The sequence below is a fragment of the Hydrogenophaga sp. genome, from assembly GCF_030651625.1.
Taxonomy (GTDB): domain Bacteria; phylum Pseudomonadota; class Gammaproteobacteria; order Burkholderiales; family Burkholderiaceae_C; genus Hydrogenophaga.
Map to the genome: position 1 here is coordinate 123,228 of NZ_JAUSCF010000024.1, position 25,904 is coordinate 149,131.

A 25,904-nucleotide genomic window follows, 5' to 3' on the forward strand; every position below is an offset into this window, starting at 1 on the left:
TAAGGAGCACCCTCATGCTGAACTCCAAAGCCTTCAAACTGATCGCGTTCGTGGCGTTGGGCCTGGCCCTTCTGCTGCTGCCCATCGTGCTGCAGTCCACCGGGAGCAACTCCTGGGTGCGCATCATCGATGTGGCCTTGCTGTATGTGTTGCTGGCCCTGGGCCTGAACATCGTGGTCGGCTACGCCGGGCTGCTGGATCTGGGCTTTATCGCCTTCTTTGCCGTGGGGGCCTATCTGTACGGCTTGCTCGCATCGCCCCATCTGAGCGAAAACTTTGCCTACATCGCAGCCATGTTTCCCAATGGCCTGCACATGAACTTCTGGCTGGTGATGATCTTGGCCGGCTTCGTGGCCGGGGTGGTCGGACTCATACTGGGCGCGCCGGTGCTCAAGTTGCGAGGCGACTACCTGGCCATCGTCACGCTGGGCTTCGGCGAGATTGTGCGCATCTTCATGCTCAACCTTGACCGTCCGATCAACCTGACCAACGGGCCCAAGGGCATCAGCAACATCGATGCGGTCTCGGTGTTCGGGCACAGCATGAGTCAGCGATTGACACTGTCGCTTGGCGACTGGAGCTACACCTTCCAGCCGGTGACGTTGTATTACTACCTGATCCTGTTCTTCGTGCTGATGGCCATCGTCATCGCCCACCGGTTGCAGGACTCGCGCATCGGACGCGCCTGGATGGCCATTCGCGAAGATGAAATTGCGGCCAAAGCCATGGGCCTGAACACCCGCAATCTCAAGCTGGCCGCGTTCGGCATGAGCGCCACTTTCGGTGGCGTGGCTGGCGTCCTGTTTGCGTCCTTCATGCGCGGTGTCTATCCCGAGTCCTTCATCCTGATGGAGTCGGTGATGGTGGTGGCCATGGTGGTGCTGGGTGGCCTGGGCCACATTCCGGGCGTGATCCTGGGTGCGCTGGTACTGGCAGGCTTGCCCGAGTTGCTGCGCCATGTGGCGCATCCGCTCACCGCCATGACAGACGGTCGCCTGGGCCCAGAGATCCTGCGCCAGTTGCTGATTGCGTTGGCAATGATCATCATCATGTTGATGCGCCCGAAGGGTCTGTGGCCCTCGCCTTCGCACGGCAAGTCCCTGAGCAAGTGAGGAAGGCGAACCATGTCTGAAACCATTCTGAGAGTCGCCAACGTCTCCAAGCGCTTCGGTGGTCTCCAGGCCCTGAGCGATGTGGGCATCGAGATCAAGCGCGGCCAGGTCTACGGCCTGATCGGCCCCAACGGCGCGGGCAAGACCACATTCTTCAACGTGCTGACCGGCCTTTACACGCCTGACAGCGGCTCGTTTGAACTGGCCGGCAAGCCTTACACGCCCTCGGCCGTGCACGAGGTGGCCAAGGCGGGCATCGCACGCACGTTCCAGAACATCCGGCTGTTCGCCGAAATGACTGCGCTGGAAAACGTGATGGTCGGGCGCCATGTGCGCACGCATTCGGGATTGATCGGGGCCATGCTTCGCACGCCAGGGTTCAAGCGTGAGGAGGCCGAGATCGCCCAGCGCGCACACGAGTTGTTGAACTACGTGGGCATCGGCAAGTTCGCCGACTACAAGTCGCGCACGCTGAGCTATGGTGACCAGCGACGTCTTGAGATCGCACGCGCACTGGCCACCGATCCGCAACTCATTGCCCTGGACGAACCCGCTGCGGGCATGAACGCCACAGAAAAAGTGCTTTTGCGGGAACTGATCGACCAGATCCGGAAAGACAACCGCACCATCCTGCTGATCGAGCACGACGTGAAGCTGGTGATGGGTCTGTGCGACCGTGTGACCGTGCTCGATTACGGCAAGCAGCTCTCGACCGGGTCGCCGGCAGAGGTGCAGCGCGATCCCAAGGTGATCGAAGCCTATCTGGGCACGGGTGGAGGCTGACTTGGTCCACCCCCGCGCCGCTTCGCGTCACCCCCTCAAGGGGGCAACATCTGCGGCCCGGCGGAGCCGGTTCCGCGATGTTCTGGATGGGGACATTTCGCGCCGGATGAAGTAACGAACAAGGAATCTGGTTATGGCAAACACACTCCTCAAAATCAGTGGCCTGAAGGTCGCTTATGGCGGCATCAAGGCTGTCAAGGGCATCGATCTGGAGGTGCAGGAGGGCGAGCTGATCTCGCTGATCGGCTCCAATGGCGCCGGCAAGACCACCACCATGAAGGCGGTGACCGGATCGCTGGCATTTGAAGGTGGCGATATCGAATACATGGGCAATTCCATCAAGGGCAAGGGTGCCTGGGATCTGGTGAAAGAGGGCCTGGCCATGGTGCCTGAGGGGCGCGGCGTTTTCACGCGCATGTCCATCACGGAGAACCTGCAGATGGGCGCCTACATTCGCAGCGACAAGGCGGAGATTGCGAGCGACATCGAACGCATGTTTGTGATCTTCCCTCGTCTGCGCGAGCGCAAGGATCAGTTGGCGGGCACCATGAGTGGTGGCGAGCAGCAGATGCTTGCGATGGCTCGCGCCCTGATGAGCCGGCCGAAGGTGCTGCTGCTGGACGAGCCCTCGATGGGACTCTCGCCCATCATGGTCGACAAGATTTTTGAGGTGGTGCGAGATGTGTCCGCACAGGGCGTGACCATTCTCCTGGTGGAGCAGAATGCCCAGCGGGCGCTGCAGATCGCTCACCGGGGCTATGTGATGGACTCGGGTGAAATCACCATGACGGGTTCTGGCAAGGATTTGCTGACCGATCCCAAGGTGCGCGAGGCTTATTTGGGACACTGAGTTCCCCCCGCGCCGCCTGCGGCGTCACCCCCACGGGGCAACGCGGTGCGGCCCGTCCTGAGCTTTGTCGAAGGGCGGTTCCGCCGCGTTCTGGTCTGCGACACTTCGCGCCGGACACGACACACTTCAGTCGCATGCTGGGAGAAGGTGTCTTTCCGCCGGAACTTACAATGTCGGGTTGCGCTTTTCTAGCGCAACCCGTTTTTCATTGCAGAGCACCATGACCATCGATCACGCACCGTCCCTTCCTGCCGCCGACGACAACCAGCTGATTGCCGAGCGTCGGGAAAAGTTGAAAGCGCTTCGGGAGGCGCAGCGGCAGGGCAAGGGCGTTGCGTTTCCGAACGATTTCAAACCGGTGGACAAGGCCGCCGAGCTGTTTGCCTTGCACGGTGAAACGTCGAAAGAGGCGCTGGAAGCCACGCCGGTGCGGGCCAGCGTGGCTGGCCGCATGATGCTCAAGCGGGTGATGGGCAAGGCGAGCTTTGCCACGGTGCAGGACGCGTCCTTTGGCCCATCTGGCGGACGCATCCAGATCTACCTGAACAACGAAAGCGTGGGCGAGGCGGTGCATGCCGCGTTCAAACACTGGGACCTGGGCGACATCATCGCGGTGGAAGGTGTGCTCATGCGCACCCGCACGGGTGAGCTCACCATTCACGCGGACAACATCCGCCTGATCACCAAGAGCCTGCGGCCGCTGCCCGACAAGTTTCACGGCGTGCACGATCAGGAGATCAAGTACCGCCAGCGTTATGTCGACCTGATGACCGACGAGTCGGCCCGCAAGCGTTTCGTGGCGCGCAGCCATGCACTCTCCAGCATCCGTGATTTCATGGTGAGCCATGGTTTCCTGGAAGTGGAAACGCCCATGCTGCACCCGATTCCGGGCGGTGCCAACGCCAAACCCTTCGAGACCCACCACAACGCCCTGGATCAGCAGATGTTCCTGCGCATCGCACCGGAGCTCTACCTCAAGCGCTTGCTGGTGGGCGGTTTTGACCGTGTGTTCGAGATCAACCGCAATTTCCGCAATGAAGGCATCAGCGTCCGGCACAACCCGGAATTCACGATGATGGAGTTCTATGCGGCCTACTGGAACTACCGCGACCTGATGGATTTCAACGAGGCACTGATCCGCCACGTGGTGCGCCAGGTGCATGGCGATGTGCCCTTGAGCTATCAGGGGCAGCCGGTGGACGTGATGTCGCCGTTCCAGCGTCTCACCATACGTGAAGCGATTCAGAAATACACCGATGCCGGTGACCAGGTGGACGACGCCGCCTGGTTGCAGGTGCAGCTGAAGACGCTGGGTTTGAGCGAAGCGAAGCACCAGCTTTCCACCCGCAGCCTGCCGAGCTTGCAGGTGATGTACTTTGAGGAAAAAGTCGAAGACAAGCTCTGGAACCCGACCTTCATCATGGATCACCCCACCGAGATCTCGCCACTGGCCCGCGCCAATGATGCGAATCCGGAAGTGACCGAGCGCTTCGAGCTCTACATCACCGGCCGGGAATTTGGTAATGCGTTTTCGGAACTCAACGACGCCGAAGACCAGGCCGCGCGCTTCCAGGCCCAGGCTTCGGCCAAGGACGGCGGTGACGAAGAAGCCATGTTCTATGACGCCGACTACATTCGTGCGCTCGAATACGGCATGCCGCCGGCTGGCGGCTGCGGTATCGGCATTGACCGGCTGATGATGCTGCTGACCGACAGCCCCAGCATCCGCGACGTGATTCTCTTCCCGGCGTTGCGCCGGGAGGCTTGACCCACCCCCGCGGCGCTGCGCGCCACCCCCTCAAGGGGGCACACCTTCGGACTGGCAAAGCCGGATCCTGGGTGTCGCTGGCGCTGGATGAAGGCATTTCGCTCAGGATGGTGCGGCGCTCCCGCAGCGCTTCGCGCTGACCCTCATAGAGGGGCTGAGGGCTTGTGAATTCAGGACAGCGCAAGCGCCCCCAAGCGCCCCCAAGCGCCTCAGAAGAACGTTCTAGAAGTTCACAGTGTGGATGCTCTTGCGATTGTCTTTGCGCAGATCGTCCAGGGTACCGCGCAACCACTGCAAATGGGCTTGAGCGTCTTGCAGCAACTCCAGTCCAGGCTCGGGCAGCATCGCCACCACGATCTTGAAGCGCAGCGTGGCGCCCACTGGCAGCTGGGCTGACGGTCGAAGGCCTCCCGCGAGAATCTGGGTGGCCGCAGCCACCGCCTGAGCGGCCCTCATCGGGCCCTCCATCAGGAGTGCAAAGCTGCTGTCATCGACGCGCGTGGCGGTGTCCACATCGCGTGCCACGGCCCGCAGCAGCGAGCCTGTGAGCACCAGCGCCCGATCGGCCACTTCGCGGCCGTGCTCGCGTTCGAACCAGGCATGGTTGTCCAGGTCGATCAGAAGCAGGGCAATGGAATGGTGGTAGCGTTGCGCGCGCACCAGGCTTTCGTGCAGCCGCAGCATGCCGTTGTGGCGGTTGGTCAGGCCTGTGAGCGGTTCGGTCAGGGCCAGCGCGCGGGCACGGGTCTGGGCTTCGTGCTGAATGGACGAGCGCTGCAACAACCCGTAGAACAGCAGGGGCGCCTCGATGGCGGCCGCGATCACCATGCCGTATTGCGACAGAAACCCGGACGACAGCAGATCCAGGTTGCGCATGACCGGAAGCGTACCGGTCAGCAGCACGGGCAGGATACCCAGCGCGATCCAGCGGACCCATCGATCGCCGGTACGCCAGGCGGCCCACAGCATCGCATAGACCAGAACCATCGTCGCAGCGCCACCCAGGGTCACCGCTCGCAGGCTGAATGCTGAAGGCGCCAGCCGATCCCACACCACCAGAAGCAAGAGCACAGTGGCCAGTGCGAGCGCCGTCTGGTTCAGGCCACGACCCAGCCTGCGAGGCTGAACCACATGCCGCACGAAAAGCAGCCCCACCACAGCCACCATGGGCAAAAGCACAAATTCGGCCATGCCGTTCCAGCGCGGAGAACCGGGCCAGAGGAACTGACCTGCCACGCCAAGCGAGGAAGCCAGCGCCAGACCCAGCACCGTGATGTAGGCCGCGTAAAAAGCAAAGCTGCTGTCTCGAAACACCGCAGCATTGGCAATGGCGACGGTTGCCAGCAGCAACACCATGCCGAAATAGGCACCCAGCAAAAATTGCTGATGGATGCGAAGTTCCCGCAAGGTATTGTGGTTGTGGATGGTCAGCGGACCCGAGAACGGCACGCGGGCGTGCTCGATCCGAACCCAGTAGGTGACTGGAGCGTCGATTCGCGTGTCCAGCGCCATCACGGGAAAGCGGTCGGCATACACCCAGTCGTTCACAGCCAGTCTGTCACCGGCTCGCTGTTCGTTCCATTGACCATCGGCCGCACGGTGGAAAAGGCTGACGAGATCGGTACCGGAATGGGCCAGCTCAAGCTCCCAGTGAACGAGGTTGTCTTTCACCTGGGCGTCAAAGCGCACCCACAGCGCGGCTCTCTCTCCCAGGTTCACCCTGTGCTGCTGGTCGCGCACGGCGAAGGGCAATCGATGCTGGTGTGCCTCAACCCATTGCACCGTTTTGTCGCCATCCGGATCCACCCAGTAAAGACTGCGTTGGGCCAGCGGAATGCTGGTTTTCGCTCCACTGAGGACAATTGGTTCCAGGACAGCGGCTTGGGCCCATGCGCCAGAGGGTAGGAACAACAGGCACAGCGTCAAAAGCCTGAGCTGATGGAACAGCCTGACGAGCACACAACGGGTCTCGAATGAATGCGTTTTTCGGACGGAAAGCATGTGCGATTGTGTGCTGCCTGAGAAGGCGGTCGATTCAACCTTCCGACGGTTGCCTCGCTGTGGAGGTCAACCGGCCTGATGGGTGACGCCAACCGCATGAAAAAGCCCCGAGACAGCTGACTGGCTCGGGGCTTCGTGTGGCGAGATGGGTGCCTGCATGGCACCATCGCGGAAGGGGCGATCAGGCGTATTCGGCCAGGGCCTTGCGCATTTTCTTCATGGCAGCCACTTCAATCTGGCGCACGCGCTCTGCGCTCACGCCGTATTCGGCGGCCAGTTCGTGCAGCGTCATACCGCCCGATCCATCGTCGTTGACCTTCAACCAGCGCTCACTCACGATTCGGCGCGAACGGTCGTCCAGCTCGCTCATGGCCCGTGCGATGCCTTCGGTGGCCAACCGGTCGCGATGGGCAGATTCCAGCATCGCTGTGGGTTCGTGGTGGGCATCTGCCAGATAGGCAATCGGCCCGAAGCTGTCTTCACCGTCGTCACCTGGTGAGGGATCGAGCACCACGTCGCCGCCCGAGAGCCGGGTTTCCATTTCGCGCACTTCTTCCGGCTTCACGTTGAGCTCGCGAGCCATCACGCCCACCTCGGTGTCGGAAAGCACCTCGCGGTGGGTGTCGCCGTTCAGCGCCTCGGAGCGGAAACCCTGTTTGCGTGAGCGAAGGTTGAAGAACAGTTTTCGCTGCGCCTTGGTGGTGGCCAGCTTGACCATGCGCCAGTTCTTCAGGATGTACTCATGGATCTCGGCCTTGATCCAGTGCATGGCGTAGCTCACCAGGCGCACGCCCTGGTCGGGGTCGAAGCGCTTGACCGCCTTCATCAGGCCGACATTGCCTTCCTGGATCAGGTCGCCGTGCGGCAGGCCATAACCCAGGTACTGGCGCGCGATGGACACGACCAGGCGCAAGTGCGACATGACCAGCTGGCCAGCGGCCTCGAGATCGTTATCGTCACGCAGGCGGCGGGCAGCGCTTTGCTCTTCGTCCAGCGTGAGCATGGGCATGCGGTTGACGGCCGAAATGTAGGCGTCGAGATTGCCCAGGGCGGGCAGCGTCAGCGAGCGGCTGGCCCATGGGCTGGCCACCGCCAGGGTGGCGGTGGGCAAAATGGCGGGGGCAAGGGATGCAGACATGTTCAGAACCCTCCTCAGGTTGTCTTCCAATGATGTTAGCACTCCATGAGACAGAGTGCTAATAGATTGGTTCCCTTGACCGCATGGTGAGCCGTACCTAATGCCGTGATTCCGGACATCCTGGGTGCCGAAGAAGCCAGCCGGGGAGCTGATTTCTTGTAAATCAATGACTTACGTCTTTTTCGTTTGCTGGCGTGGTTTCAGCCGAGCCTGTACATCCAGAGGGCTGTCTGCATGAAAAACCAGGTCTCCCCTGGCGGTGATGCCTGGCCCGGTGACCGGTGTTCCCGTGGGTTTCAAAGGCGCGACAAAGAGCGGTCGTAGAAAGCGTTCGGGTAGCCCTGGCTGTCTTTGGCAGCAGATGGGTTGCCGATCTGAAGGGTGTTGCCGCTCACTTGCAGCAACACTTTCGCAGAACCCTGGTCCGACGTTCCGGCGAACTTGTCGGCGGTCACGGCGCCCACCGCCTTGGTGCCGTCGTGAGACATCACCATGCGGGTGAACACTTTCTCGACTCGCACGGCAGGACCGGAGCACGAAGTGCCGATGTAGGCATAGGCCACCACTTCGCCTGTGAAGCCGGTGGCCGATGCCTTGGTGAAGTCGGCGCGCAGGTGGGCCGAAGCACCTTTGTCGTCATAGCACTCGCTGAGCCAGGAGCCGATGTATTTGGACACCACGTCGTCCGATGGATCGTTGGGGAGGGGGTCGTCGTTACCGCCGCCGCAAGCGGTGAGTGCCGCGATGGCCAAGCTCAGCGTGACCAGTTTGAAACCATGGCGGAGTTGCGTTTTCATATCCATATCCTGAAAGAAGTGAGCAATGCATCACAGGGGAGGGGGCAGGTGACCGGGAGAGCACCTGTTCAAGTGATGCCATTCTGGCGCAGGAAGTTTTTTGATTTGCAGCGTTCACGCTGCAGATGTAACCGAAGACCTTTCAGTAAAGGCTGTGTCGGTCCATTTCCAGCGAGGATGACGTGACTTTGGCCCACCGGACCCGTTGGCAACCCAAGGTGTTGCTGGACAGTGTGCCGGCTTTCGGATACTGTACATGCATACAGTTTCATCGCCATGTCAGCCAACATTGAATCCCTTTCGCCCAGCGTTTTGACCATTGAGCGCAACCCCGCCGCCCGTCGCCCGGCGCTCTCGCCGGGTGGGTTGCCTGCGGCCGTGGCGGCGGCGCTGTGGCGGGGCGATCAGCTGGGCAGCCCGGTGTCGGCGGTGTGGCCCAGTGGTTTTGCCGAGCTGGATGCCCAGTTGCCCGGTGGCGGCTGGCCCGGCCATGCGGTGACCGACATCCTGAGTCCGCACAGCGGCACGCTGGAATGGCGCCTGCTGGGGCCGCTGCTGCGGCAGGTGTGTGCGGCCGGGCGCAGCGTGGTGGTGGTGGGGCCGCCACAGCAGCCGCACCTGCCGGGGCTGCGGTCCGAGGGCATTTCCGAGCGCCACCTGGTCTGGGTGCAGGCCGACACCGCGCCGGAACGCCTGTGGGCGACCGAACAACTGATCAAGGCCAACGCCTGCGGCGCCTTGATCGCCTGGTTGCCTCAGGCTCGGCAGGAGCAGGTGCGCCGCCTTCAGGTGCTGGCGTCCGGATGCGAAGGGCCGGTGTTTCTGTGTCGGCCCGCGTCGGCGGCACAGGTGTCGTCGGCTGCGCCGCTCCGGCTGCAGGCCCGGGTCGGCCTGGACTGGGAGCTGCACATCGACATCGTCAAGCGCAAGGGGCCGCCGCTGTTGCAGGCCCTGCGCCTGCCGTCGGTGCCCGGCGGGCTGGCGTCCGTGCTCACGCCCCGCTTGCGCCTGCCCAGCGCCTTGATCGTTCCCAGAGAGACAGACGATGTTGTGGTCAGCCCTGCTGCTCCCCAGCGCCGACGACACAGCCTCTTCCACTGACGCGGCGCTGCGTGCGCTGGCCACCTGGGCGTTGCAATTCACGCCCCGCGTGGCCGTCGCTGACGGTGCCGTGCTCATGGAGGTGGAAGGCAGCGTACGCCTGTTCGGGGGCCGGCGAGCGCTGCGCGACCGCGTGTGGAGCGAAGGCCGCGAACTGGGCGTGAGTCAGCTGGCCTGGGCGCCCAACAGCCTGGCGGCGCTGGCGCTGGCGCGTGCCGGCATTGAAAACGGTTTTCGCCAGCCGCTGCCCGTGCTGCTGGATGCGCTGCCCATGGAATGCCTGAGTGCCGTGCACCCGCACCGGCTCACGCTGGCACACATCGGCTGCCGCACTCTGGGCGACGTGCGGCGCTTGCCGCGTGGCGGCATGGCCCGGCGGTTTGACAAGCACCTGCTCGCTGCCCTTGACCAGGCCTACGGCCTGGCCCCTGAGGTGCACCAGTGGGTGGCGCTGCCGGAACACTTTCATGAACGGCTGGAGCTGATGTTCCGCGTGGACGATGCGCCAGCCTTGCTGTTTGGCGCACGTCGCCTGCTGCTGGTCATGAGTGGCTGGCTGGCCGCGCGCCACAGCGGCGTCACGGCGTTCACGCTGCGCTGGGCGCACGACGCCATGCGGTCCAGGGCAGCAGGCGAAGGCGGCGAGATCACCATCCGCACGGCCGAACCCACGCGCGACATCGAGCACCTGTGCCGCCTGTTGGCCGAGCATCTGGCGCAGGTGAAACTGCTCGCACCGGTGGGCGACCTGGCGTTGCACGCGCAAGAGGTGCACCGGCTGAAGGAGCGCAGTGCTTCCCTGTTGCCCGACGCGGTGCGCCAGGGCGAAGCGCTGCACCTGGTGCTCGAGCGCCTGGCCGCGCGGCTGGGGCCACAGCGGGTGCTGCGCCCGGTGCTGCGCGAAGACCATCGGCAGGAATGGATGTGCCACTGGCAGACTGCGCCAATGCCGTTGCCGCGCAAGCCCGCCCCCGCGCCTGACCTGCCGCAGCCCACGTTTGTGCTGCCCATGCCGCTGAAGCTGGCCGTGCGCGGGAACCGGCCCATTTACCAGGGCGAACTGCAGTTGCTGCTGGGGCCGCAGCGGGTGGAGGGCGGCTGGTGGGACCGCGATGAGGCGGCCGGCATCGCGCGCAATGTGGTGCGCGACTACTGGGTGGCGCTGTCGCAGCAGGCGGGGGTGTTGTGGGTGTTTCAGACGCGTCTGGATGAGGCGCCTGCGTGGTTTCTGCATGGGCACTTTGCATAGCATGAAGAACACCCCCCGCGTCGCCTTTGGCGCCACCACCCTGCAAGGGGGGCGACATCTGAGGCCCGGCAGAGCCGGTTCCTCGGTGTCTCTGGATGGGTGTTGCTTCTTGCGTGACAGACGGCGCCCCGGTGTGATGTTCAGTCCGGAGAGGCGCTCATGAACATCGCCGCCCTCCCCAACTACGCCGAACTGCGCTGCCTCTCCAACTTCAGCTTCCTGCGCGGCGCGAGCAAACCTGAAGAGCTGGTGGAGCGCGCCCAGGCGCTGGGCTACAGCGCCCTGGCCCTGGTCGACGAATGCTCCATGGCCGGCATCGTGCGCGCGCATGTGGCCGCGAAAAAGCAGGGGCTGAAACTGCTGGTGGGTAGCCAGTTCCAGGTGCAGTGCGACACCCCGTTCACCCTGGTCGTGCTGGCCACCAACCTCAACGGTTACGGCAACCTCTGCGAGTTCATCACCCGCCTGCGCCGCTCGGCACCCAAGGGCACGTACCGGCTGGGGCTGGACGGTGTGGATGCCGATGCCTTGCACGATTGTCTGGCCATCGCCGTGCCCGACCGCGCCTGCGACCAGGCGCAGATGGACGTCATGGCGCGGTGGTTGCTGCAGCGCTTCCTGGGCCGTTGCTGGCTGGGCGTGGAACAGTTGCGCCGGCTTGATGACGAGATGCTGCTGCACAAGCTGCGCCAGAGCAGCGAACTTACCGCCGTGCCGCTGGTGGCCGTGGGCGACGTGCGCATGCACCTGCGCTCGCGCAAGCCCTTGCACGACGTGCTCACTGCCACGCGCATCGGCCAGCCACTCACCGCCTGCGGTTTTGCGCTGGCGCAAAACGCCGAGCAACACCTTCGCTTGCGCTCGGCCCTGGCCCAGCGCTACCCGGCCGAGCTGCTGAGCGAGACCCTCCATGTGGCCGAGCGCTGCAGTTTCTCGCTCGACGAACTGCGCTACCAGTACCCCAGCGAAGTGGTGCCATCCGATGAAACGCCCACCAGCTACCTGCGCCGCCTGACCGGGGAAGGTGCGCGGCGGCGCTGGCCCGCAGGCACGTCGGCCAAGGAACGGCAACAACTGGAGCACGAGCTGGCGCTGATTGCCGAGCTGGGCTACGAGCACTACTTCCTTACCGTGTACGACATCGTCGCTTTTGCGCGCTCGCAGAACATCCTCTGCCAGGGTCGGGGATCTGCGGCCAACAGTGTGGTCTGCTACTGCCTGGGCATCACCGAAGTGGACCCGGCGCGCGCTTCGGTGCTGTTCGAGCGCTTCATATCGAAAGAGCGCAACGAACCACCCGACATCGACGTGGACTTCGAGCACGAACGGCGCGAAGAAGTCATTCAGTACCTGTACCGCAAATACGGGCGCGAGCGCGCCGCACTCACCGCCACCGTCATCTGCTACCGCCCGCGCAGCGCCCTGCGAGACGTGGGCAAGGCGCTGGGGTTTGATGAAACCGCGCTCGACGTGCTGGGCAGCGGCCACCGCTGGTGGGACGTGGATGGCCTTGCGCCCGAGCGCATCCGCGAAGCGGGGCTCGACCCCGAAAGCCTGGCCGTGCGCCAGCTGGTGATGCTCACCGGCCAGCTCATGGGATTTCCGCGCCACCTCTCTCAGCACACCGGCGGCTTCGTGCTCACGCGCGGCCCGCTCTCACGCCTGGTGCCCATCGAAAACGCCACCATGGCCGACCGCACCGTCATCGAATGGGACAAGGACGACCTTGACGCCATGGGTCTGCTGAAGGTGGACGTGCTGGCGCTGGGCATGCTCACCGCGATCCGCAAGTCGCTCGCCTTCATCAGCCAGCGCAAGGGCTTTGAATTTCGCCTGCAGGACATCCCCGACAAGGACGACGCCACCTACGACATGATCTGCGCCGCCGACACCGTGGGCGTGTTCCAGATCGAGAGCCGCGCACAGATGAGCATGCTGCCGCGCCTGCGCCCGCGTGAGTTCTACGATCTGGTGATCGAAGTGGCGCTGGTGCGGCCCGGCCCCATCCAGGGCGGTGCGGTGCACCCCTACCTGAACCGTCGGCAAGGCAAAGAGCCGGTGGACTATCCCAAGGGTCTGGACGCTGCGCTGAAGCGCACGCTGGGTGTGCCCGTGTTCCAGGAGCAGTGCATGCAGATCGCCATCATCGCGGCCGGCTTCACCCCCGGTGAGGCTGACGGCCTGCGCCGCGCCATGGGTGCCTGGAAGCGCACGGGCGGCCTGGGACAGTACGAACACCGCCTGATCGACGGCATGACCGAGCGCGGCTACGAGCTGGACTTCGCCAAGCGCGTGGTGGAACAGGTGAAAGGTTTTTCCAGCTACGGTTTTCCCGAAAGCCATGCGGTCAGCTTCGCGCTGCTGGTCTACGACAGCTGCTGGATCAAACGCCACCACCCGGCCGAGTTCCTTGCCGCCATGCTCAACAGCCAGCCGCTGGGTTTTTATTCACCCAGCCAGCTGGTGCAGGACGCACAACGCCATGGCGTGGAAGTGCGGCCGGTGGACGTGATGGTGAGCGACTGGGACTGCACGCTGGAAGAGGCAACTCCTCCGAGCGAAGTGTCCGACTCCCTCTCCCTCTGGGAGAGGGCAGGGGTGAGGGCCGGCCCACCAGAAGCCCCAGCCAACGCCCATGCCGTTAACTCACTTTCCCGCCATCGGAAGAGGGTTGGGGTGAGGGCTGTTCCCGAGTCCACCATGCCCGCCGTGCGCCTGGGTCTGTGCATGGTCAGTGGCTTGTCGAAAGACACCGCCGAACGCATCGTCGCCGCGCGTGAAGGAGCCGATCCAGCACACCGCACGGAACCGGCTTCGCCGGGCCGCAGGTGTGGCCCCCCTGGGGGGGTGACGCGAAGCGGCGCGGGGGGGGGCTTCCTTGACCCAGAAGACCTTGCCCGCCGCGCCGAGCTGGACCGGCAGACCATGCAGCAACTCGCCGCCGCCGACGCGCTGCAATCCCTGAGTGGCCACCGCCGCCAGCAGGTTTGGGACGCCGCTGCACTCAAGGCCCCTCCCGAGCTGCTCAAGGAAGCACCGGTGGACGAAGCCTCACTGGCCTTGCCCGAAGCCCCCGAAGGCGAAGCCATCGTCTGGGACTACGCCAGCCTGGGCCTGACCCTACGCCGCCATCCGCTGGCCCTGTTGCGCGAGCGCCTGCAGGCCCGTCGTTTCATGACCGCCGAAACCCTGAACAGTCTGCCCAACGGCAAACTGGTGCGCGCCTGCGGCATCGTCACCGGCCGCCAGCAGCCCGAAACCTCCAAAGGCGTGGTCTTCGTGACGCTGGAAGACGAAACCGGCGTGGTGCAGGTCATCGTCTGGAAAGCCCTGCGCGACCGCCAGCGCACCGAACTCATCCGCTCAAGGCTGCTGGCCGTGCGCGGCGTGTGGCAGCGCGAAGGCGAGGTGTGCAACCTCATCGCCGGCCACCTGGAAGACCTGACGCCGCTGCTGGGCAGGCTCGCGACGGAGAGTCGGGATTTTCATTGAGCGTGATTAGGCGGGTAGCCGTTCATCGTCAGTCATAACGTTTGGCACCTTCAAATTAAGCGGAGCGAATTTCAGTCAACAACTCCGGATGTCGATCCAGCACCTGGAGCAATTTCACCAACGCCAGCGGCGGCTTGGTCTTGCCGTTCTCATACCGGGAAAACGCATTCACACCACCCCCAAAAATCTCGGCTGCCTCACGCTGGTCCAGTGCGAGCTTCTTGCGCACGTTGACAATGAAGGCAGGGTCCACGATGGTGGCGTTCACTTGTTTGTTGAACGCCAGCATGGCGGTGCTGACGCGGGCGGCTGCCTCAGAGTCGAGCACCGCTTCGCCGCAGGCAGGGCAGTAGTCGCCTGTAACACCCGGGATGGCGGTAGTTTCGCCCTTGTAGGTGTAGGGCATGTCGCGGGTGTCGTGCACCAGTTTCGCAGCGCCGCAGGCAGGGCATTTCATGATCAGAGTTCCTTGAAAGACACGATGAGCACGTCGTCAACGACGGTAAGCTTCAGATAGACATCGCCCACCGATGTGGCGGGGCGGTACACGTCTTGCCAGATGCGGTGGTCGGCGTGGGTGGTCATGCTTTTGTAGAAGTCTGTTGGGGTCAGCGCCATCACCACAGCCATGATGCCTTCGAAGTCCAGTCCCAATGCGGCGGCGCCAGCCAAAGCCGAAAACGTGGACTTCACTTGCCCTGCGCTCACCAAGCTTTTGACCACCTGCAGCTTGCAATGCGGCGTGCCTTTTTCCATCCCTACTCCCTTTTTGCTGAAAGATTAACCAAAATGGTTAAATTTGGCAAGTAGGGTATTGATGAAGATCGGTTGGGAGGTGGTGGACTGATGCCCCGTCGCAGTCTGTCCGCATTCGCTTGTGTGAGAGACTGCAGCGCTCTCGAACTCACAGCGCGCAGACGCCCCACCCATCCGATGTCCGATTGGAAACACCAGCAAATGATCAAGGCCTCGGCATGGCCGCTGGCCGCCGAACTGCTTGCCCCCGATGTCGATTTCACGGCCCGGCTGGAGGGGGGCCTGGTGCCCCTGCATTGGGCTTGCCGGGAGGGCAAGGCCGGGGTGGTGAAGTACATGGTCGAGCACGGTGCGAACGTGCACGACCTGACCGACGATGGCAAGAGCATGCTGGAGCTGGCGATCCCATCGAACAGCTTTCAGACGGTCATGCTGCTGATCGACCGGCTCAAGGCCACGGGTGCATCAGCACCCGATGAAGCGCTGAGAAAGCGGTTGAACAATGCGTTCAGCAAAGGCCACCCCGACGCCAAAAACCGCCTTCAGCAGACGCTGCGGGATTGGGATCGCATCGCCAAGACATCGCCTTCGTCCAGATCGACCTGACCGTCTGAGATCGCAAGCCTCGTTTCACATCACCGCTCCCCACGGGTTGAAGCCGCGCCAGCGGCTTAGTACCATGGTGCCATTGCCACCGCAGGAGTGAACCATGTGCCGCAACATCAAGACGCTGTTCAACTTCGAACCACCCGCCAGTGAGCTGGAGATTCGTGACGCTTCGCTGCAGTTCGTGCGCAAACTCAGCGGCTTCAGCGTGCCGTCGAAAGCGAACGAAGAAGCGTTCGAGCGCGCTGTGGCCGAGGTGGCGGAATCGGCACGTCGGCTCATCCGTTCGATGGTGACGAACGCCGAACCCAAGAACCGCGAGGTGGAGGCGCAAAAGTCACGTGAGCGATCGGTGCAGCGCTTTGTCGTGACGCGCCACTGATGTGTCGACCCTCAACTACCCAGCATCCGCTCCGTGATCCACCGCCAGTGCTCCGCACTCACCGGTGTGATGGAGAGCCGGCTGCCACGCTGCAGCACCACCATGTCGGCCAGCTCGGGTGTGGCGCGCATTTCGGCCAGGCTGAGCAACCGCGTCTTCTTTGCGGCCTTCACATCTCGCAGCAGCCAGCGCGGCGCATCAGGCTTTGACTTGGGATCGAAGTAGGGGGATTCGGGGTCGAACTGGGTGGGGTCCGGGTACACATCCGAAGCCACATGGGCGATGCCTGCGATGCCCGGTTCTGGGCAACTGGAGTGATAGAACAGCACGCCGTCGCCCACCTGCATGGCGTCGCGCATGAAGTTGCGGGCCTGGTAGTTGCGCACGCCGGTCCAGGGTACGGTGGCTTTCGGGGCGGCCAGGGCGTCGTCGATGGAGCACTCGTCGGGCTCGGATTTCATCAGCCAGTAGGCGGTCATGGCGGGATCTTAGGCCAATCTGTCAACGGCTTCTCAAAGCGGCCGACTTGCCGTAGGCTGCGCCCATGCTGGATACCTTGTGGCCTTTGCTGCTGTTTTTTGCCTTTCCGCTGGTGCTGGTGGTATGGCTTGCACGCAGGCAAGCCCGGGAACGCCAGCAGCGTGAAGACAGCTTGCGCACAGCCGCTGTGACGCGCGGGTGGAGCTTCGATGCACAGCAAAGCGGCAGCTTGCAGAGCCTGCGCTGGCAAGGCGTCACTGTCGGCACACGCTGGACGCTGGAATACCGCCTCCACCGCAGGAGCAAGCGCTCGAAAAATACGCAGGTGCACAGGGCGGTGTGGTGGGCCGATACCTTTCGCGGCCCGGCCTCTCCCGTGCTGTTCATTGGCGTGCCCACGGATACACAGAACCCGATGCTGAAATTGGCGCAAAGCGAAGGCGTGCTGGCGTCGATGGCGCAGAAGGCCGCCGGTTTTGCGTTGGACAAGGGGCTGGACGCGTACTTCGGAGAAGAAGCCGGGCTTGAGGTGGATGCTCGCCTGCTCAAGCCGGTGGAGGCCGCTGGGCTGCCAGGCTTTATGGTGATGGCTGCCGATGTGCCGCAGGCGATGTGGTTGCTGGGAGATGGCTGGTCGAAGTCGCTGGAGGCGCTGGTGCAAAAGGCGGGGGCGAGCATTGCTGACCGGCCCTGGGTACTGGTGTTGCCGCGCCGTGTGTATGTAGCCCGCCCGGCACCGATGCGCACAGAGCAAGACGTGCAGACCATGGTGGACGAAGGTCTGGCGTTGGTGGCGTCGCACGTCTGAATTGGTCGTGCACGTGGGCCAAGCCCCGCAAAGGTGCGGGGCCTTGCAGGGCAATGATCCGGGGGAGTCGACGCAGTGCCACACTGCCTTTGCCTCCCTCCGTGTTTTTTTCTGATTGTGCCCATGCCCACCAACGACATCGTTGCCGTCTCAAGCCTTCGTCATCGCGCAAGGCGTGTGCTCTGGATCTTCACTGCTGTCGCTGCTGGCCTGCTCGGTGGCTGTGCCTTGCCACGGGCCGCGCAGGTGCCCATGGAGGCGCTGTGGTTGCCCGCTTCACCCAATCAGCCGGGCCGCACCCTCATCGTGTTCCTGCCGGGTTCGCAGGAAGTGCCGCAGGACATCGTGCGAGAAGGATTTGTGGAGCAGGTGCGTGCGCGCCATCCCACGGTGGATGTGGTGGTGGCCGACGCGCATGTGGGCTACTTCCGCAACCGGAGTTTCGAAGACCGCCTGCGTGCCGATGTGATGGCAACGGCCCGCGCGCGTGGTTATGAGTCGATCTGGCTGGCCGGCATCTCGCTGGGCGGTTTCGGCTCGCTGATGTACGCCAGAAGTGCGCCCGGCGAAATCGAAGGGGTGATCGCGCTGGCGCCCTTCATCGCGTCGCGCGATGTGCTGGCCGAGGTGGCCCAGGCCGGCGGGCTGGCAAGCTGGCAACCCACGCTGCCGCTGAAGGCCGACGATTACCAGCGCGACCTGTTGCTGTGGCTGAAGGGCTACGCCGATCCCGCGCAAGTTCGCCCACCGCTTTTCATCGGCTACGGCACCCGTGACCGGCTGGAGCCCTTCCCCGAACTGCTCGACAAGGTGCTGCCAGCCGAACGCCTGCTCAGCGCGCCCGGTGGCCATGACTGGTCGCCCTGGAAGGCCATGTGGGCCGACGCGCTGGAGCGGGCGCCACTGAAGCCCTGAGAACGGTCGGCCAGCCTTGGTCGAAAGCCTATCGGCGGGCAGGTGGGCAGAGGGAGCAAAATCCGGGTAGCCTCAGCGGAGGTTGTTGTTCCTGCACGCCAGGCCGCCTCGAACCAGAATTTTCCGACTGCCATGTCGGCGGCGAGTTGCCGCCGCTCTCGCCTCCCCCATGATTCCATCCCCCACCCGCCAGGCCCCGCACGGTCTGCTCATCGCCAATCTGCTGGGCCAACTGGCGTTTGGCCTGCTGGCCATGACCATCTGCCTGCCCTCCATGCAGGAATGGGCCGCGCTGCTCGGCTCCACGCAGGCCGCCGTGCAGCTCACCTTCAGTGGCTATGTGGTGGCCTATGGCCTGCTGCAACTGGTCTACGGGCCTTTGTCAGACCGGCTGGGGCGCAAGAACGTTTTGTTGTTCGGCCTCACGGTGGCGGGTGCGGGGTCGGTGCTGGCGGCGCTGTCCACCGACATGGCCACGCTGATTGCCGCGCGTGTGTTGCAGGGTGCCGGCAGTGCTGCGGGCATGGTGGTGGGGCGCGCGATGGTGCAGGACCTGTTCCAGGGCCCCGAACGCACCCGCGTGATGGCTTACGTGGGCATGGCCATGGGCCTGTGCCCACCGTTGGCCACGATTCTTGGCGGGCAGTTGCACGTGCGCCTGGGATGGCAGGCGAACTTTGTGTTGATTGCCGGGCTGGCGGTGGTGCTGTTCGTGGCGGCCTGGCGCGGCCTGCCGGATCACCGGCCATCGACCACGGTCCAGCCGCACTGGCTGCGGGCCATGGTGTCGTCGTACGCCCAGCTGGGCCGGGAACCGGCGTTCATCCTTTACGTGTCGATTTTGGCCATGACCACCGCCACTTTCTACGCCTTTCTGGGTGGCGCGCCCATCGTGCTGGGCAGCTACGGCGTGCGCCCCGACGGCATCGGTTTCTACATCATGTTTGTGCCGGGTTCCTACATCCTGGGCAATTACCTCACCACCCATCTGGTGCACCGCGTGGGTGACCGCCGCATGATGTGGCTGGGCCAGTGGTTCACCCTGGGGGGCATTGGCCTGATGCTGGTGCTGGCGCTCGCCGGGCTGAACACCCCCTTGGCCTTCGCCCTGCCGCTGATGTTGCTGGGCGTGGGCAACGGCTTCCTGGTGCCGCCGGCGCTCGCCGGCACGGTGGGTCTGGTGCCGGCACTGGCCGGTTCGGCCGCTGCGGTGGCGGGTTTGATGCAGCAGATGCTGGGTGCGGTGGGTGGTTTTGCGGTGGGCTTGTTCACGCACGAGACCGCGGTGAACCTGGGCTGGCTGATGATTGGTCTGGCCATGCTGGGTCTGGTGGCGCAGGTGCTGCTGCGCCGGGTGGAGCCCAAACCGGCGGGGCCGGTGCGTGCCGCGCACTGAGGGACATCACGCATGGCGCAACGGGTCTTCTGCATCGGCGCCACCGGCACCATTGGCCGCGCCACGGTGCTCGCGCTTGTGCGGCACGGGCACGAGGTGGTGTGTTTTGTTCGCCCCAACTCGGGGGTGGGCGGGCGCTTGGCGCCACAGGAATGTGAGCGCTTGTGGCCCGGCGCCACCGTGCGGGTGGGCAACGTGACCGACCCGGTCTCGCTGGTCCGAGACGGCTTTCAGGGCGAGCATTTCGACGCGGTGGTGTCGTGCCTGGCATCGCGCACCGGCACCCCACGCGACGCCTGGGCCATCGACCACCAGGCCCAGCTGCACGTGCTGGCCGCCGCCAAGCAGGCCGGCGTGGCGCACATGGTGCTGCTCTCGGCCATCTGCGTGCAGAAGCCTTTGCTGGCGTTCCAGCACGCCAAGCTTGCGTTTGAAAAGGCGCTGATCGCGTCCGGCCTCACGTATTCGATCGTGCGCCCCACGGCATTCTTCAAGTCGCTGTGCGGCCAGGTGGAGCGCGTGAAAAAGGGCAAGCCCTACCTGGTGTTTGGCGACGGCACGCTCACCGCCTGCAAGCCCATCAGCGACGGCGATCTGGCCGACTATCTGGCGGCTTGCCTGATGGATGCCAACCTGCACAACCGCGTGCTGCCTATTGGCGGGCCGGGTGAGGCCATCACGCCGCGCGCGCTGGGTGAACACCTGTTCAAGTTGCTGGGCCAGCCGGCCCGTTTCAGGCAGGTGCCGGTGGGTTTGCTGGACGGCATCATTGCCGGGCTCGGCGTGGCGGGGCGTGTGGTGCCCGCGCTGGCAGACAAGGCCAAGTTGGCACGCATTGGCCGCTACTACGCCACAGAATCCATGCTGGTGTGGGACGCGGAGGCTGGTCGGTACGACGCGGCGGCCACGCCTTCTACTGGGAGCGAAACGCTGTGGGCGTATTGCGAGCAACTGGTGCACGGGGCCGCTGCGCCGGAGCGGGGGGATCATGCGGTGTTCTGAGATCTATTCGCGCGATCAAGGAAGCTGATTCGACCGCCAGCTTTGGGCCCGGAGCGGACGCCGCACTTGCACTACAACACGTCCGGGACTGGCTTCCCCTGAGCGCGCAAAAAGCTGAACTTGTCCCAGTATCCCCGTTGAAACACGATGTGCGAATCACGCACCTGAAAGAAGCCGCAACCGCGCAGCCCAAGCGGGTCGCGCCATTCGAGTGCTGCCCATTCGCCATCCTCCAGGACTTGTTCGACGATGCACTCCATATTGGCCAATGCGAATCCAGACTCGAACATCTGGCGGATTGCCGCGCGCCCTACAACAGGAGATTCGGCCACCTGATAGTTCGTTGCATCCTCCGTATACATCTCTGTAAGGGCATCAACATCTGCACGGTTGAACGCTTCCACCCAGGCGAACACAAGCTCCCGCGGTGTCATGACTTCTCCTTTGCGTGGCTGCTCTCGTCATTTGTGTGGCCAACTTTTGTTCTTCGAACTCGGTTGCAACAGGTCCCACAGATTGCCATACAAGTCTTTGAACACAGCCACAGTGCCCTGCGCCTGTTCCTCAGGATTTCGAGTGAACTCGACCCCGACAGTCTTGTACCGTTCATAGTCGCGCCAAAAATCATCTGTATAGAGGAAGAGGAAGACACGACCACCGGTCTGCTGGCCCACGGCGGCCAGTTGACTCTCTGACGAGGCCCGTGCCAACAGCAGGCAAGCTCCTGCATGTCCATGCGGACGAACTACAACCCATCGCTTTTCCTGCGAGGGTATGGGCGTGTCTTCGACAAGTTCGAAGCCAAGTTTGCCGACATAGAAATCGAGTGCTTCTTCATAGTCGCGTACTACAAGCGAAACCAAGCCGAGTGACTGCTGCATTGGTGGTCGAATGTCTGTTTTTGGCCGACTGTAGCCGGTCTCGGCCTCAGGCTCTCAGAGCTGTCTCACGCCTCGCCGGGCTTCCAGTCTGGGCTGTAACCGCCAAGCGCCGGGTGGTACATCTCGTCCCCGTCGTGCTGAGTGAACTCGACGTTGAGTCGGTTCTCTTGCAGGCCGAGAATGTCAACGCAGTGCTGGCAGAGGGCCTTTGCTACTTGCATTCGCAGCTCGGCGGGCCGGCCTCTGCGGATGTCCAACATAAGCATTGAGACGGGAGTCGGCTCGTCCCCTATCTCTGGAATTCGCCACACCCCGCCCTCGCCCAGCTCACGGATGGCGACGCTGATTCGCCGAATGTCCACGGACATCATGCGCGCGTAGGTTTCACTCATCGCCGCGGCCAACCGCTTCTTGTCGCCTACGGAATAGCTGCAGGTCACGTCTAACTGAAGGTACGGCATAAAAAATCGATTGAACGAAGTGAGCGAATGTCCGGTCGTGGCCGACTGTAGAAGATATTCTTCAGCATTCTCCAACCGACACCCAGCCAGATAGATTGCCAAACGCTTGAGGCTCAAACACCCCCATGTGGATGCGTCGGGTCCACCCACAGCACCTGCTCCGGCTTCTCCACCGGCTCGATGTCCAGATTGATTGCCACCGCCTGGCCATCACTGCGGCAGAGCACGCACTCCAGCACCTCGGTGGGGCTGGCGTTGATTTCCTGGTGGGGCACGTAGGGCGGTACATAGATGAAATCGCCGGGGCCGGCTTCGGCGGTGAATTCGAGTTTTTCGCCCCAGCGCATGCGCGCACGACCCTTCACCACGTAGATAACGCTCTCCAGCGGACCGTGGTGGTGGGCGCCGGTCTTCGCGTCGGGGTGGATGGTCACGGTGCCGGCCCACAGCTTTTGAGCGCCCACGCGCGCGAAGTTGATGGCGGCCTTGCGGTCCATGCCGGGGGTGCTGGGCACTTTGCCGTCGAGCTGGTTGCCCGGCACCACGCGCACACCGTCGTGCTTCCAGGGTGCATCGCCAGGGTGATTTTCGGCGGCATGGTGCGGGTCGTCGTGGGGGCTGGACATGGCATCTCCTGGGTGGCGGTGTGTGCCTGTTCACTCTAACGCCGGTCTCGGGTGCGTCAAGTCCACTGGCATCGCCTGACCTCAGTCGGCTACGGGTCAAGGCAAGCATTTGCCGCACACGGTACGCGGGGGCGGGAGAATACGCAACGCATTTGCGCGCTGTGCGCGTCACGCCACCTACGGAGATCCCATGCAAGAAGACGAACGCTGCTGCGGCACTGGCACCTGCATCATTGACGAAAACGGTCTGTGCTGGTGCGGCCAGCGCTGGAACGGTCAGACCATGTGCCGCCCAGAGTCCGCAGGCGATGACGCCGAGACGGCGCACCAAGAGCGCGTGCCGGATGCCGACTGAGGCCACCCTGGCAGGCGACACGCTGATCGGTCGCATCTGGCACGAACTGGAACGCGCCACGCGGGAGCGTGATCACGCCTGGCGCACGCCGGTGCTGGCCACGGTGGGCAGCGACCACACACCGCAGGCGCGCACGGTGGTGCTGCGCGGGGCCGATCAGCAGCGCGGCGAACTGCGTGTGTTCACCGACGGGCGCAGCCCCAAGGTGGCTGAGTTGCGAGCCAGCCTGCAGGCGGTGCTGGTGTTCTGGAGCGCACCGCTCAACTGGCAGTTGCGGGTGAGGGTGGCCATGCAGGTGCTGGACAGCGGCGCCGAGGTGGCGGCGGCCTGGGAACGGATCGCTCGGTCGGCGGCGGCGTGCGACTACCTCGCACCTGCCGCGCCGGGGCAGCCGCTGCCGGGTTCAGAAGCGCAGGCGGATGCGCCTGGCGACGCGCACCATCTGACGGTGCTGGTGGCGCAGGTGCTGGCCATCGACTGGCTGGCACTGGGGCGCGACGGCCCGCATCAGCGAAGGCGGATCACGCCGGGTGGCGTGGAGCACCTCGTCCCCTGAACGCACGTGTGTGTTGCTGCTTCAGACGCAGCGCGCGCCATCCACTTCCAGGCACACGCCCGAGATGAAAGCGGCTTCCGCGCTGGCGAGGTACAGCACCGCGTTGGCCACGTCGAGCGCGGTGGAGAAGCGCCCCAGTGGAATGCCCGAACGAAACTTGCTCAGCCGCTCTTCGGTCGGCTCGCCGCCGGCAAACGAGGCGCCCAGTCCGGTGAAGGGGTTCATCACCGGGTTGATACAGTTGACGCGGATGTTGTCGGGCCCGAACTCGGCGGCCAGCGACTTGCTGGTGGTGATGACCGCACCCTTGGAGCCGTTGTACCAGGTGAGCCCCGGGCGCGGGCGCACGCCGGCGGTGGAGGCGATGTTGATGAACGCGCCGCCGCCGGTTCGCCGGAATTCGGGCACGGCGTGAAGGGTGGACAGGTAGATGCTCTTCACGTTCACCGCGTAGCAGCGGTCGAACTCGTCTTCGGGCACGTCCAGCGCGGGCTGGTTCTTGTGTGTCCACCCGGCGTTGTTGACCATCACGTCGAGCCGGCCATGCGCTTCCACGGCAGCAGCCACCAGGGCCTTCACATCGTCGGAACGGGTCATGTCGGCGCGACAGAAAAAAGCCTTGCCCCCCGCGGCCACGATCTCGGCCGTGACGCGCTCGCCCTGTTCGGTGTTCACATCGTTGACGACGACCGCCGCGCCTTCTTCGGCCAGGCGTTTGGCAATGCCTTCACCAATGCCGCTGCCTGCGCCGGTGACGATGATGGAAAGGTCTTTGACTCGCATGAATTTGAACTCCTATGAACGAAGAAACTTGATCGAGATGATGGTCTCGGCGGAGTGAAATGCCTCCATCCAGAGATGCCGTGGAACCGGCTTTGCCGGGCCACAGGCATCGCCTCCCTTCCAGGGGGGTGACGCCGAAGGCGGCGCGGGGGGTAGTCAGTCCTTGGGGTCAACCGTGCTTGATGGCGACTGTCTTCAAGACCGTGAACCCGTACAGCGCCTCAAAGCCCTTTTCGCGCCCGTGGCCGGAAGACTTCACACCGCCAAACGGCAGCTCCACGCCGCCGCCGGCACCGTAGTTGTTGATGAACACCTGGCCCGCGCGCACGCGTTTGGCCATGCGGAACTGGCGCCCGCCATCGCGCGTCCACACCCCGGCCACCAGGCCGAAGGACGTGCCGTTGGCGAGTTGCACCGCGTGGTCTTCGTCGTCGAAGGCCATGGCGGAGAGCACCGGGCCGAACACCTCTTCCTGCGCCAGCCGGTGGTCTGCCGGCACGTCGCGCAGCAGGGTGGGGGCGGCGTAGAAACCGGCGCTCGCGGCCTCCGCCACCACGCGGCCTTGTGCCACGGTGGCGATGCCATCGGCCTCGGCCTGCGCCAGGAATCCCTGCACACGCTCCATCTGGCTCTGGCGGATCAGCGGGCCCAGGTCCAGGTTCATGGCGGGGGGGCCAGCGCGCAGCTCGGTGAAGCGCTGGCCCAGCCGCTCCAGCAAGGGCTCATACAGCGACCGTTCCACCAGCAGACGCGAACCAGCGCTGCAGGTCTGGCCGCTGTTCTGCACGATGGCGTTGACGATGAAGGGCAGGGCAGCGTCGATGTCGGCGTCGGCAAACACGATCTGTGGCCCCTTGCCACCCAGCTCCAGCGTCACCGGGCAGTGGCGCTCGGCGGCAGCCTGCTGGATCAGCGTGCCCACGCGTGGGCTGCCGGTGAAGCTGATGTGGTCGATGCCGGGGTGGCGCGCCAGCGCGTCGCCCACCTCGTGGCCGTAGCCGGTGACGATGTTGATGCAGCCCGCAGGAAAGCCGGCTTCCACTGCCAGTTCGGCCACGCGCAGCAGCGACAGGCAGGCGTCTTCCGACGGTTTGACCACGCACACATTGCCGGCGGCCAGCGCGCCACCCACGCAGCGGCCAAAGATCTGCATGGGGTAGTTCCAGGGCACCACGTGGCCAGTCACGCCGTGTGGCTCGCGCCAGGTGAGCACGCTGTAGCCCTCGAGGTAGGGAATGGTGTCGCCGTGCAGCTTGTCGCCCGCGCCAGCGTAAAACTCGAAGTAGCGCACCAGCGCCAGCGCGTCGGCTTTGGCCTGTGCCACGGGCTTGCCGCAGTCGCGCTGTTCAATGGCGGCGAGTTCGTCGGCGTGCTCGGCCACCTTCTGGCTCAGCTTCATGAGCAGGCGCCCGCGCTCGGCGGCGGTGGTGCGCGCCCAGGTGCGCTCATAACATTCGCGGGCGGCGCGCACGGCGTCGTCGATATCAACCGCGTTGCTGCGCTCGATGGTGTCATAGGCCTGGCCGTCTGCCGGGTCAATCACCGGCAGCGTCTGGCCCGAGGCCGAGCGCACGGCGGTGTTGGCGATGTGGTTCAGTGCCATGGA

27 protein-coding genes are annotated in these 25,904 nt (G+C 64.2%); 15 read left to right on the top strand and 12 right to left on the bottom strand.

What is annotated here, in order from left to right; translation table 11 throughout:
• Window positions 1-14 precede the first annotated feature (14 nt).
• The 4 genes from Q7V46_RS11565 to lysS all read left to right on the top strand — a co-directional run bounded on the left by Q7V46_RS11565 (window position 15) and on the right by lysS (window position 4,513).
• Window positions 15-1,112, top strand: coding sequence for a branched-chain amino acid ABC transporter permease (locus tag Q7V46_RS11565; protein ID WP_304913694.1), 1,098 nt, complete (start codon window positions 15-17; stop codon window positions 1,110-1,112).
• A 12-nt stretch (window positions 1,113-1,124) separates the two neighbouring features.
• Window positions 1,125-1,895 carry an ABC transporter ATP-binding protein gene (locus Q7V46_RS11570; protein ID WP_304913695.1) on the top strand — a complete coding sequence of 257 codons (771 nt, stop codon included), beginning with the start codon at window positions 1,125-1,127 and terminating at the stop codon, window positions 1,893-1,895.
• Window positions 1,896-2,028: 133 nt separating this feature from the next.
• On the top strand, window positions 2,029-2,745 hold the full coding sequence (locus tag Q7V46_RS11575) for an ABC transporter ATP-binding protein (RefSeq protein ID WP_304913696.1): 717 nt from the start codon (window positions 2,029-2,031) through the stop codon (window positions 2,743-2,745).
• A 220-nt stretch (window positions 2,746-2,965) separates the two neighbouring features.
• On the top strand, window positions 2,966-4,513 hold the full coding sequence (lysS, locus tag Q7V46_RS11580) for a lysine--tRNA ligase (protein ID WP_304913697.1): 1,548 nt from the start codon (window positions 2,966-2,968) through the stop codon (window positions 4,511-4,513).
• Between the two features lie 222 nt (window positions 4,514-4,735).
• Here the strand turns inward: lysS and Q7V46_RS11585 are convergent, their stop codons facing one another.
• The 3 genes from Q7V46_RS11585 to Q7V46_RS11595 form a co-directional block, all read right to left on the bottom strand.
• Entirely contained in the window at window positions 4,736-6,514 is a 1,779-nt protein-coding gene (locus tag Q7V46_RS11585; RefSeq protein WP_370690335.1) for a 7TM diverse intracellular signaling domain-containing protein, read from the bottom strand.
• 181 nt (window positions 6,515-6,695) lie between these two features.
• Window positions 6,696-7,652 carry an RNA polymerase sigma factor RpoH gene (rpoH, locus tag Q7V46_RS11590; protein WP_304913699.1) on the bottom strand — a complete coding sequence of 319 codons (957 nt, stop codon included), beginning with the start codon at window positions 7,650-7,652 and terminating at the stop codon, window positions 6,696-6,698.
• Between the two features lie 296 nt (window positions 7,653-7,948).
• Window positions 7,949-8,449, bottom strand: coding sequence for a hypothetical protein (locus Q7V46_RS11595; RefSeq protein WP_304913700.1), 501 nt, complete (start codon window positions 8,447-8,449; stop codon window positions 7,949-7,951).
• 276 nt (window positions 8,450-8,725) lie between these two features.
• Here Q7V46_RS11595 and imuA point away from each other — a divergent pair, with 276 nt between their 5' ends.
• From imuA to Q7V46_RS11610, 3 genes are all read left to right on the top strand, one after another.
• Window positions 8,726-9,550 carry a translesion DNA synthesis-associated protein ImuA gene (gene imuA / locus Q7V46_RS11600; RefSeq protein ID WP_304913701.1) on the top strand — a complete coding sequence of 275 codons (825 nt, stop codon included), beginning with the start codon at window positions 8,726-8,728 and terminating at the stop codon, window positions 9,548-9,550.
• A complete protein-coding gene (locus Q7V46_RS11605) occupies window positions 9,495-10,799 on the top strand; it encodes a DNA polymerase Y family protein (RefSeq protein ID WP_304913702.1) in 1,305 nt (434 codons plus the stop codon). Before imuA ends, Q7V46_RS11605 begins: the two co-directional genes overlap by 56 nt.
• Window positions 10,800-10,958: 159 nt before the next feature.
• The gene (locus tag Q7V46_RS11610) at window positions 10,959-14,291 is read left to right on the top strand and encodes an error-prone DNA polymerase (protein ID WP_304913703.1); all 3,333 of its coding nucleotides are present in this window, start codon (window positions 10,959-10,961) and stop codon (window positions 14,289-14,291) included.
• Window positions 14,292-14,346: 55 nt separating this feature from the next.
• Here the strand turns inward: Q7V46_RS11610 and Q7V46_RS11615 are convergent, their stop codons facing one another.
• Both Q7V46_RS11615 and Q7V46_RS11620 read right to left on the bottom strand, forming a co-directional pair.
• Complete coding sequence (locus Q7V46_RS11615) at window positions 14,347-14,748, bottom strand: type II toxin-antitoxin system MqsA family antitoxin (RefSeq protein ID WP_304913704.1); 402 nt, start codon at window positions 14,746-14,748, stop codon at window positions 14,347-14,349.
• A gap of 2 nt (window positions 14,749-14,750) precedes the next feature.
• Window positions 14,751-15,047 carry a type II toxin-antitoxin system MqsR family toxin gene (locus tag Q7V46_RS11620; RefSeq protein WP_304913705.1) on the bottom strand — a complete coding sequence of 99 codons (297 nt, stop codon included), beginning with the start codon at window positions 15,045-15,047 and terminating at the stop codon, window positions 14,751-14,753.
• Window positions 15,048-15,224: 177 nt separating this feature from the next.
• Here Q7V46_RS11620 and Q7V46_RS11625 point away from each other — a divergent pair, with 177 nt between their 5' ends.
• Window positions 15,225-15,653, top strand: a complete 429-nt coding sequence (locus Q7V46_RS11625) for an ankyrin repeat domain-containing protein (RefSeq protein ID WP_304913706.1) — start codon at window positions 15,225-15,227, stop codon at window positions 15,651-15,653.
• Between the two features lie 103 nt (window positions 15,654-15,756).
• Window positions 15,757-16,035 (top strand): DUF2277 domain-containing protein, encoded by a 279-nt coding sequence (locus Q7V46_RS11630; RefSeq protein ID WP_304913707.1) that lies wholly within the window; start codon window positions 15,757-15,759, stop codon window positions 16,033-16,035.
• 11 nt (window positions 16,036-16,046) lie between these two features.
• Here the strand turns inward: Q7V46_RS11630 and Q7V46_RS11635 are convergent, their stop codons facing one another.
• On the bottom strand, window positions 16,047-16,514 hold the full coding sequence (locus Q7V46_RS11635) for an EVE domain-containing protein (protein ID WP_304913708.1): 468 nt from the start codon (window positions 16,512-16,514) through the stop codon (window positions 16,047-16,049).
• Window positions 16,515-16,579: 65 nt separating this feature from the next.
• Between Q7V46_RS11635 and Q7V46_RS11640 the strand changes: the two genes are divergently transcribed.
• From Q7V46_RS11640 to Q7V46_RS11655, 4 genes are all read left to right on the top strand, one after another.
• Complete coding sequence (locus tag Q7V46_RS11640; protein ID WP_304913709.1) at window positions 16,580-17,323, top strand: hypothetical protein; 744 nt, start codon at window positions 16,580-16,582, stop codon at window positions 17,321-17,323.
• A 123-nt stretch (window positions 17,324-17,446) separates the two neighbouring features.
• The gene (locus Q7V46_RS11645) at window positions 17,447-18,238 is read left to right on the top strand and encodes an alpha/beta hydrolase-fold protein (RefSeq protein ID WP_304913710.1); all 792 of its coding nucleotides are present in this window, start codon (window positions 17,447-17,449) and stop codon (window positions 18,236-18,238) included.
• A 169-nt stretch (window positions 18,239-18,407) separates the two neighbouring features.
• Window positions 18,408-19,634 carry a multidrug effflux MFS transporter gene (locus Q7V46_RS11650; RefSeq protein ID WP_304913711.1) on the top strand — a complete coding sequence of 409 codons (1,227 nt, stop codon included), beginning with the start codon at window positions 18,408-18,410 and terminating at the stop codon, window positions 19,632-19,634.
• A 12-nt stretch (window positions 19,635-19,646) separates the two neighbouring features.
• The gene (locus tag Q7V46_RS11655; RefSeq protein ID WP_304913712.1) at window positions 19,647-20,636 is read left to right on the top strand and encodes an NAD(P)H-binding protein; all 990 of its coding nucleotides are present in this window, start codon (window positions 19,647-19,649) and stop codon (window positions 20,634-20,636) included.
• 71 nt (window positions 20,637-20,707) lie between these two features.
• Here Q7V46_RS11655 and Q7V46_RS11660 read toward each other — a convergent pair whose 3' ends face one another.
• The 4 genes from Q7V46_RS11660 to Q7V46_RS11675 all read right to left on the bottom strand — a co-directional run bounded on the left by Q7V46_RS11660 (window position 20,708) and on the right by Q7V46_RS11675 (window position 22,604).
• Entirely contained in the window at window positions 20,708-21,070 is a 363-nt protein-coding gene (locus Q7V46_RS11660) for a nuclear transport factor 2 family protein (protein WP_304913713.1), read from the bottom strand.
• A gap of 27 nt (window positions 21,071-21,097) precedes the next feature.
• A complete protein-coding gene (locus tag Q7V46_RS11665; RefSeq protein WP_304913714.1) occupies window positions 21,098-21,517 on the bottom strand; it encodes a VOC family protein in 420 nt (139 codons plus the stop codon).
• A 65-nt stretch (window positions 21,518-21,582) separates the two neighbouring features.
• The gene (locus tag Q7V46_RS11670; RefSeq protein ID WP_304913897.1) at window positions 21,583-21,978 is read right to left on the bottom strand and encodes a tautomerase; all 396 of its coding nucleotides are present in this window, start codon (window positions 21,976-21,978) and stop codon (window positions 21,583-21,585) included.
• A gap of 113 nt (window positions 21,979-22,091) precedes the next feature.
• Window positions 22,092-22,604: a cupin domain-containing protein gene (locus Q7V46_RS11675; protein ID WP_304913715.1), complete on the bottom strand. Its 513-nt coding sequence runs from the start codon at window positions 22,602-22,604 to the stop codon at window positions 22,092-22,094.
• A 190-nt stretch (window positions 22,605-22,794) separates the two neighbouring features.
• Here Q7V46_RS11675 and Q7V46_RS11680 point away from each other — a divergent pair, with 190 nt between their 5' ends.
• Together Q7V46_RS11680 and Q7V46_RS11685 are read left to right on the top strand one after the other, a co-directional pair.
• Entirely contained in the window at window positions 22,795-22,959 is a 165-nt protein-coding gene (locus Q7V46_RS11680; RefSeq protein ID WP_304913716.1) for a hypothetical protein, read from the top strand.
• Complete coding sequence (locus tag Q7V46_RS11685) at window positions 22,949-23,515, top strand: pyridoxamine 5'-phosphate oxidase family protein (protein WP_304913717.1); 567 nt, start codon at window positions 22,949-22,951, stop codon at window positions 23,513-23,515. The genes Q7V46_RS11680 and Q7V46_RS11685 overlap by 11 nt, the downstream gene beginning before the upstream one ends.
• Before the next feature lie 21 nt (window positions 23,516-23,536).
• Here Q7V46_RS11685 and Q7V46_RS11690 read toward each other — a convergent pair whose 3' ends face one another.
• Complete coding sequence (locus Q7V46_RS11690; protein ID WP_304913718.1) at window positions 23,537-24,298, bottom strand: SDR family oxidoreductase; 762 nt, start codon at window positions 24,296-24,298, stop codon at window positions 23,537-23,539.
• Window positions 24,299-24,467: 169 nt separating this feature from the next.
• Window positions 24,468-25,901, bottom strand: coding sequence for an aldehyde dehydrogenase family protein (locus tag Q7V46_RS11695; RefSeq protein WP_304913719.1), 1,434 nt, complete (start codon window positions 25,899-25,901; stop codon window positions 24,468-24,470).
• Window positions 25,902-25,904: the final 3 nt, after the last annotated feature.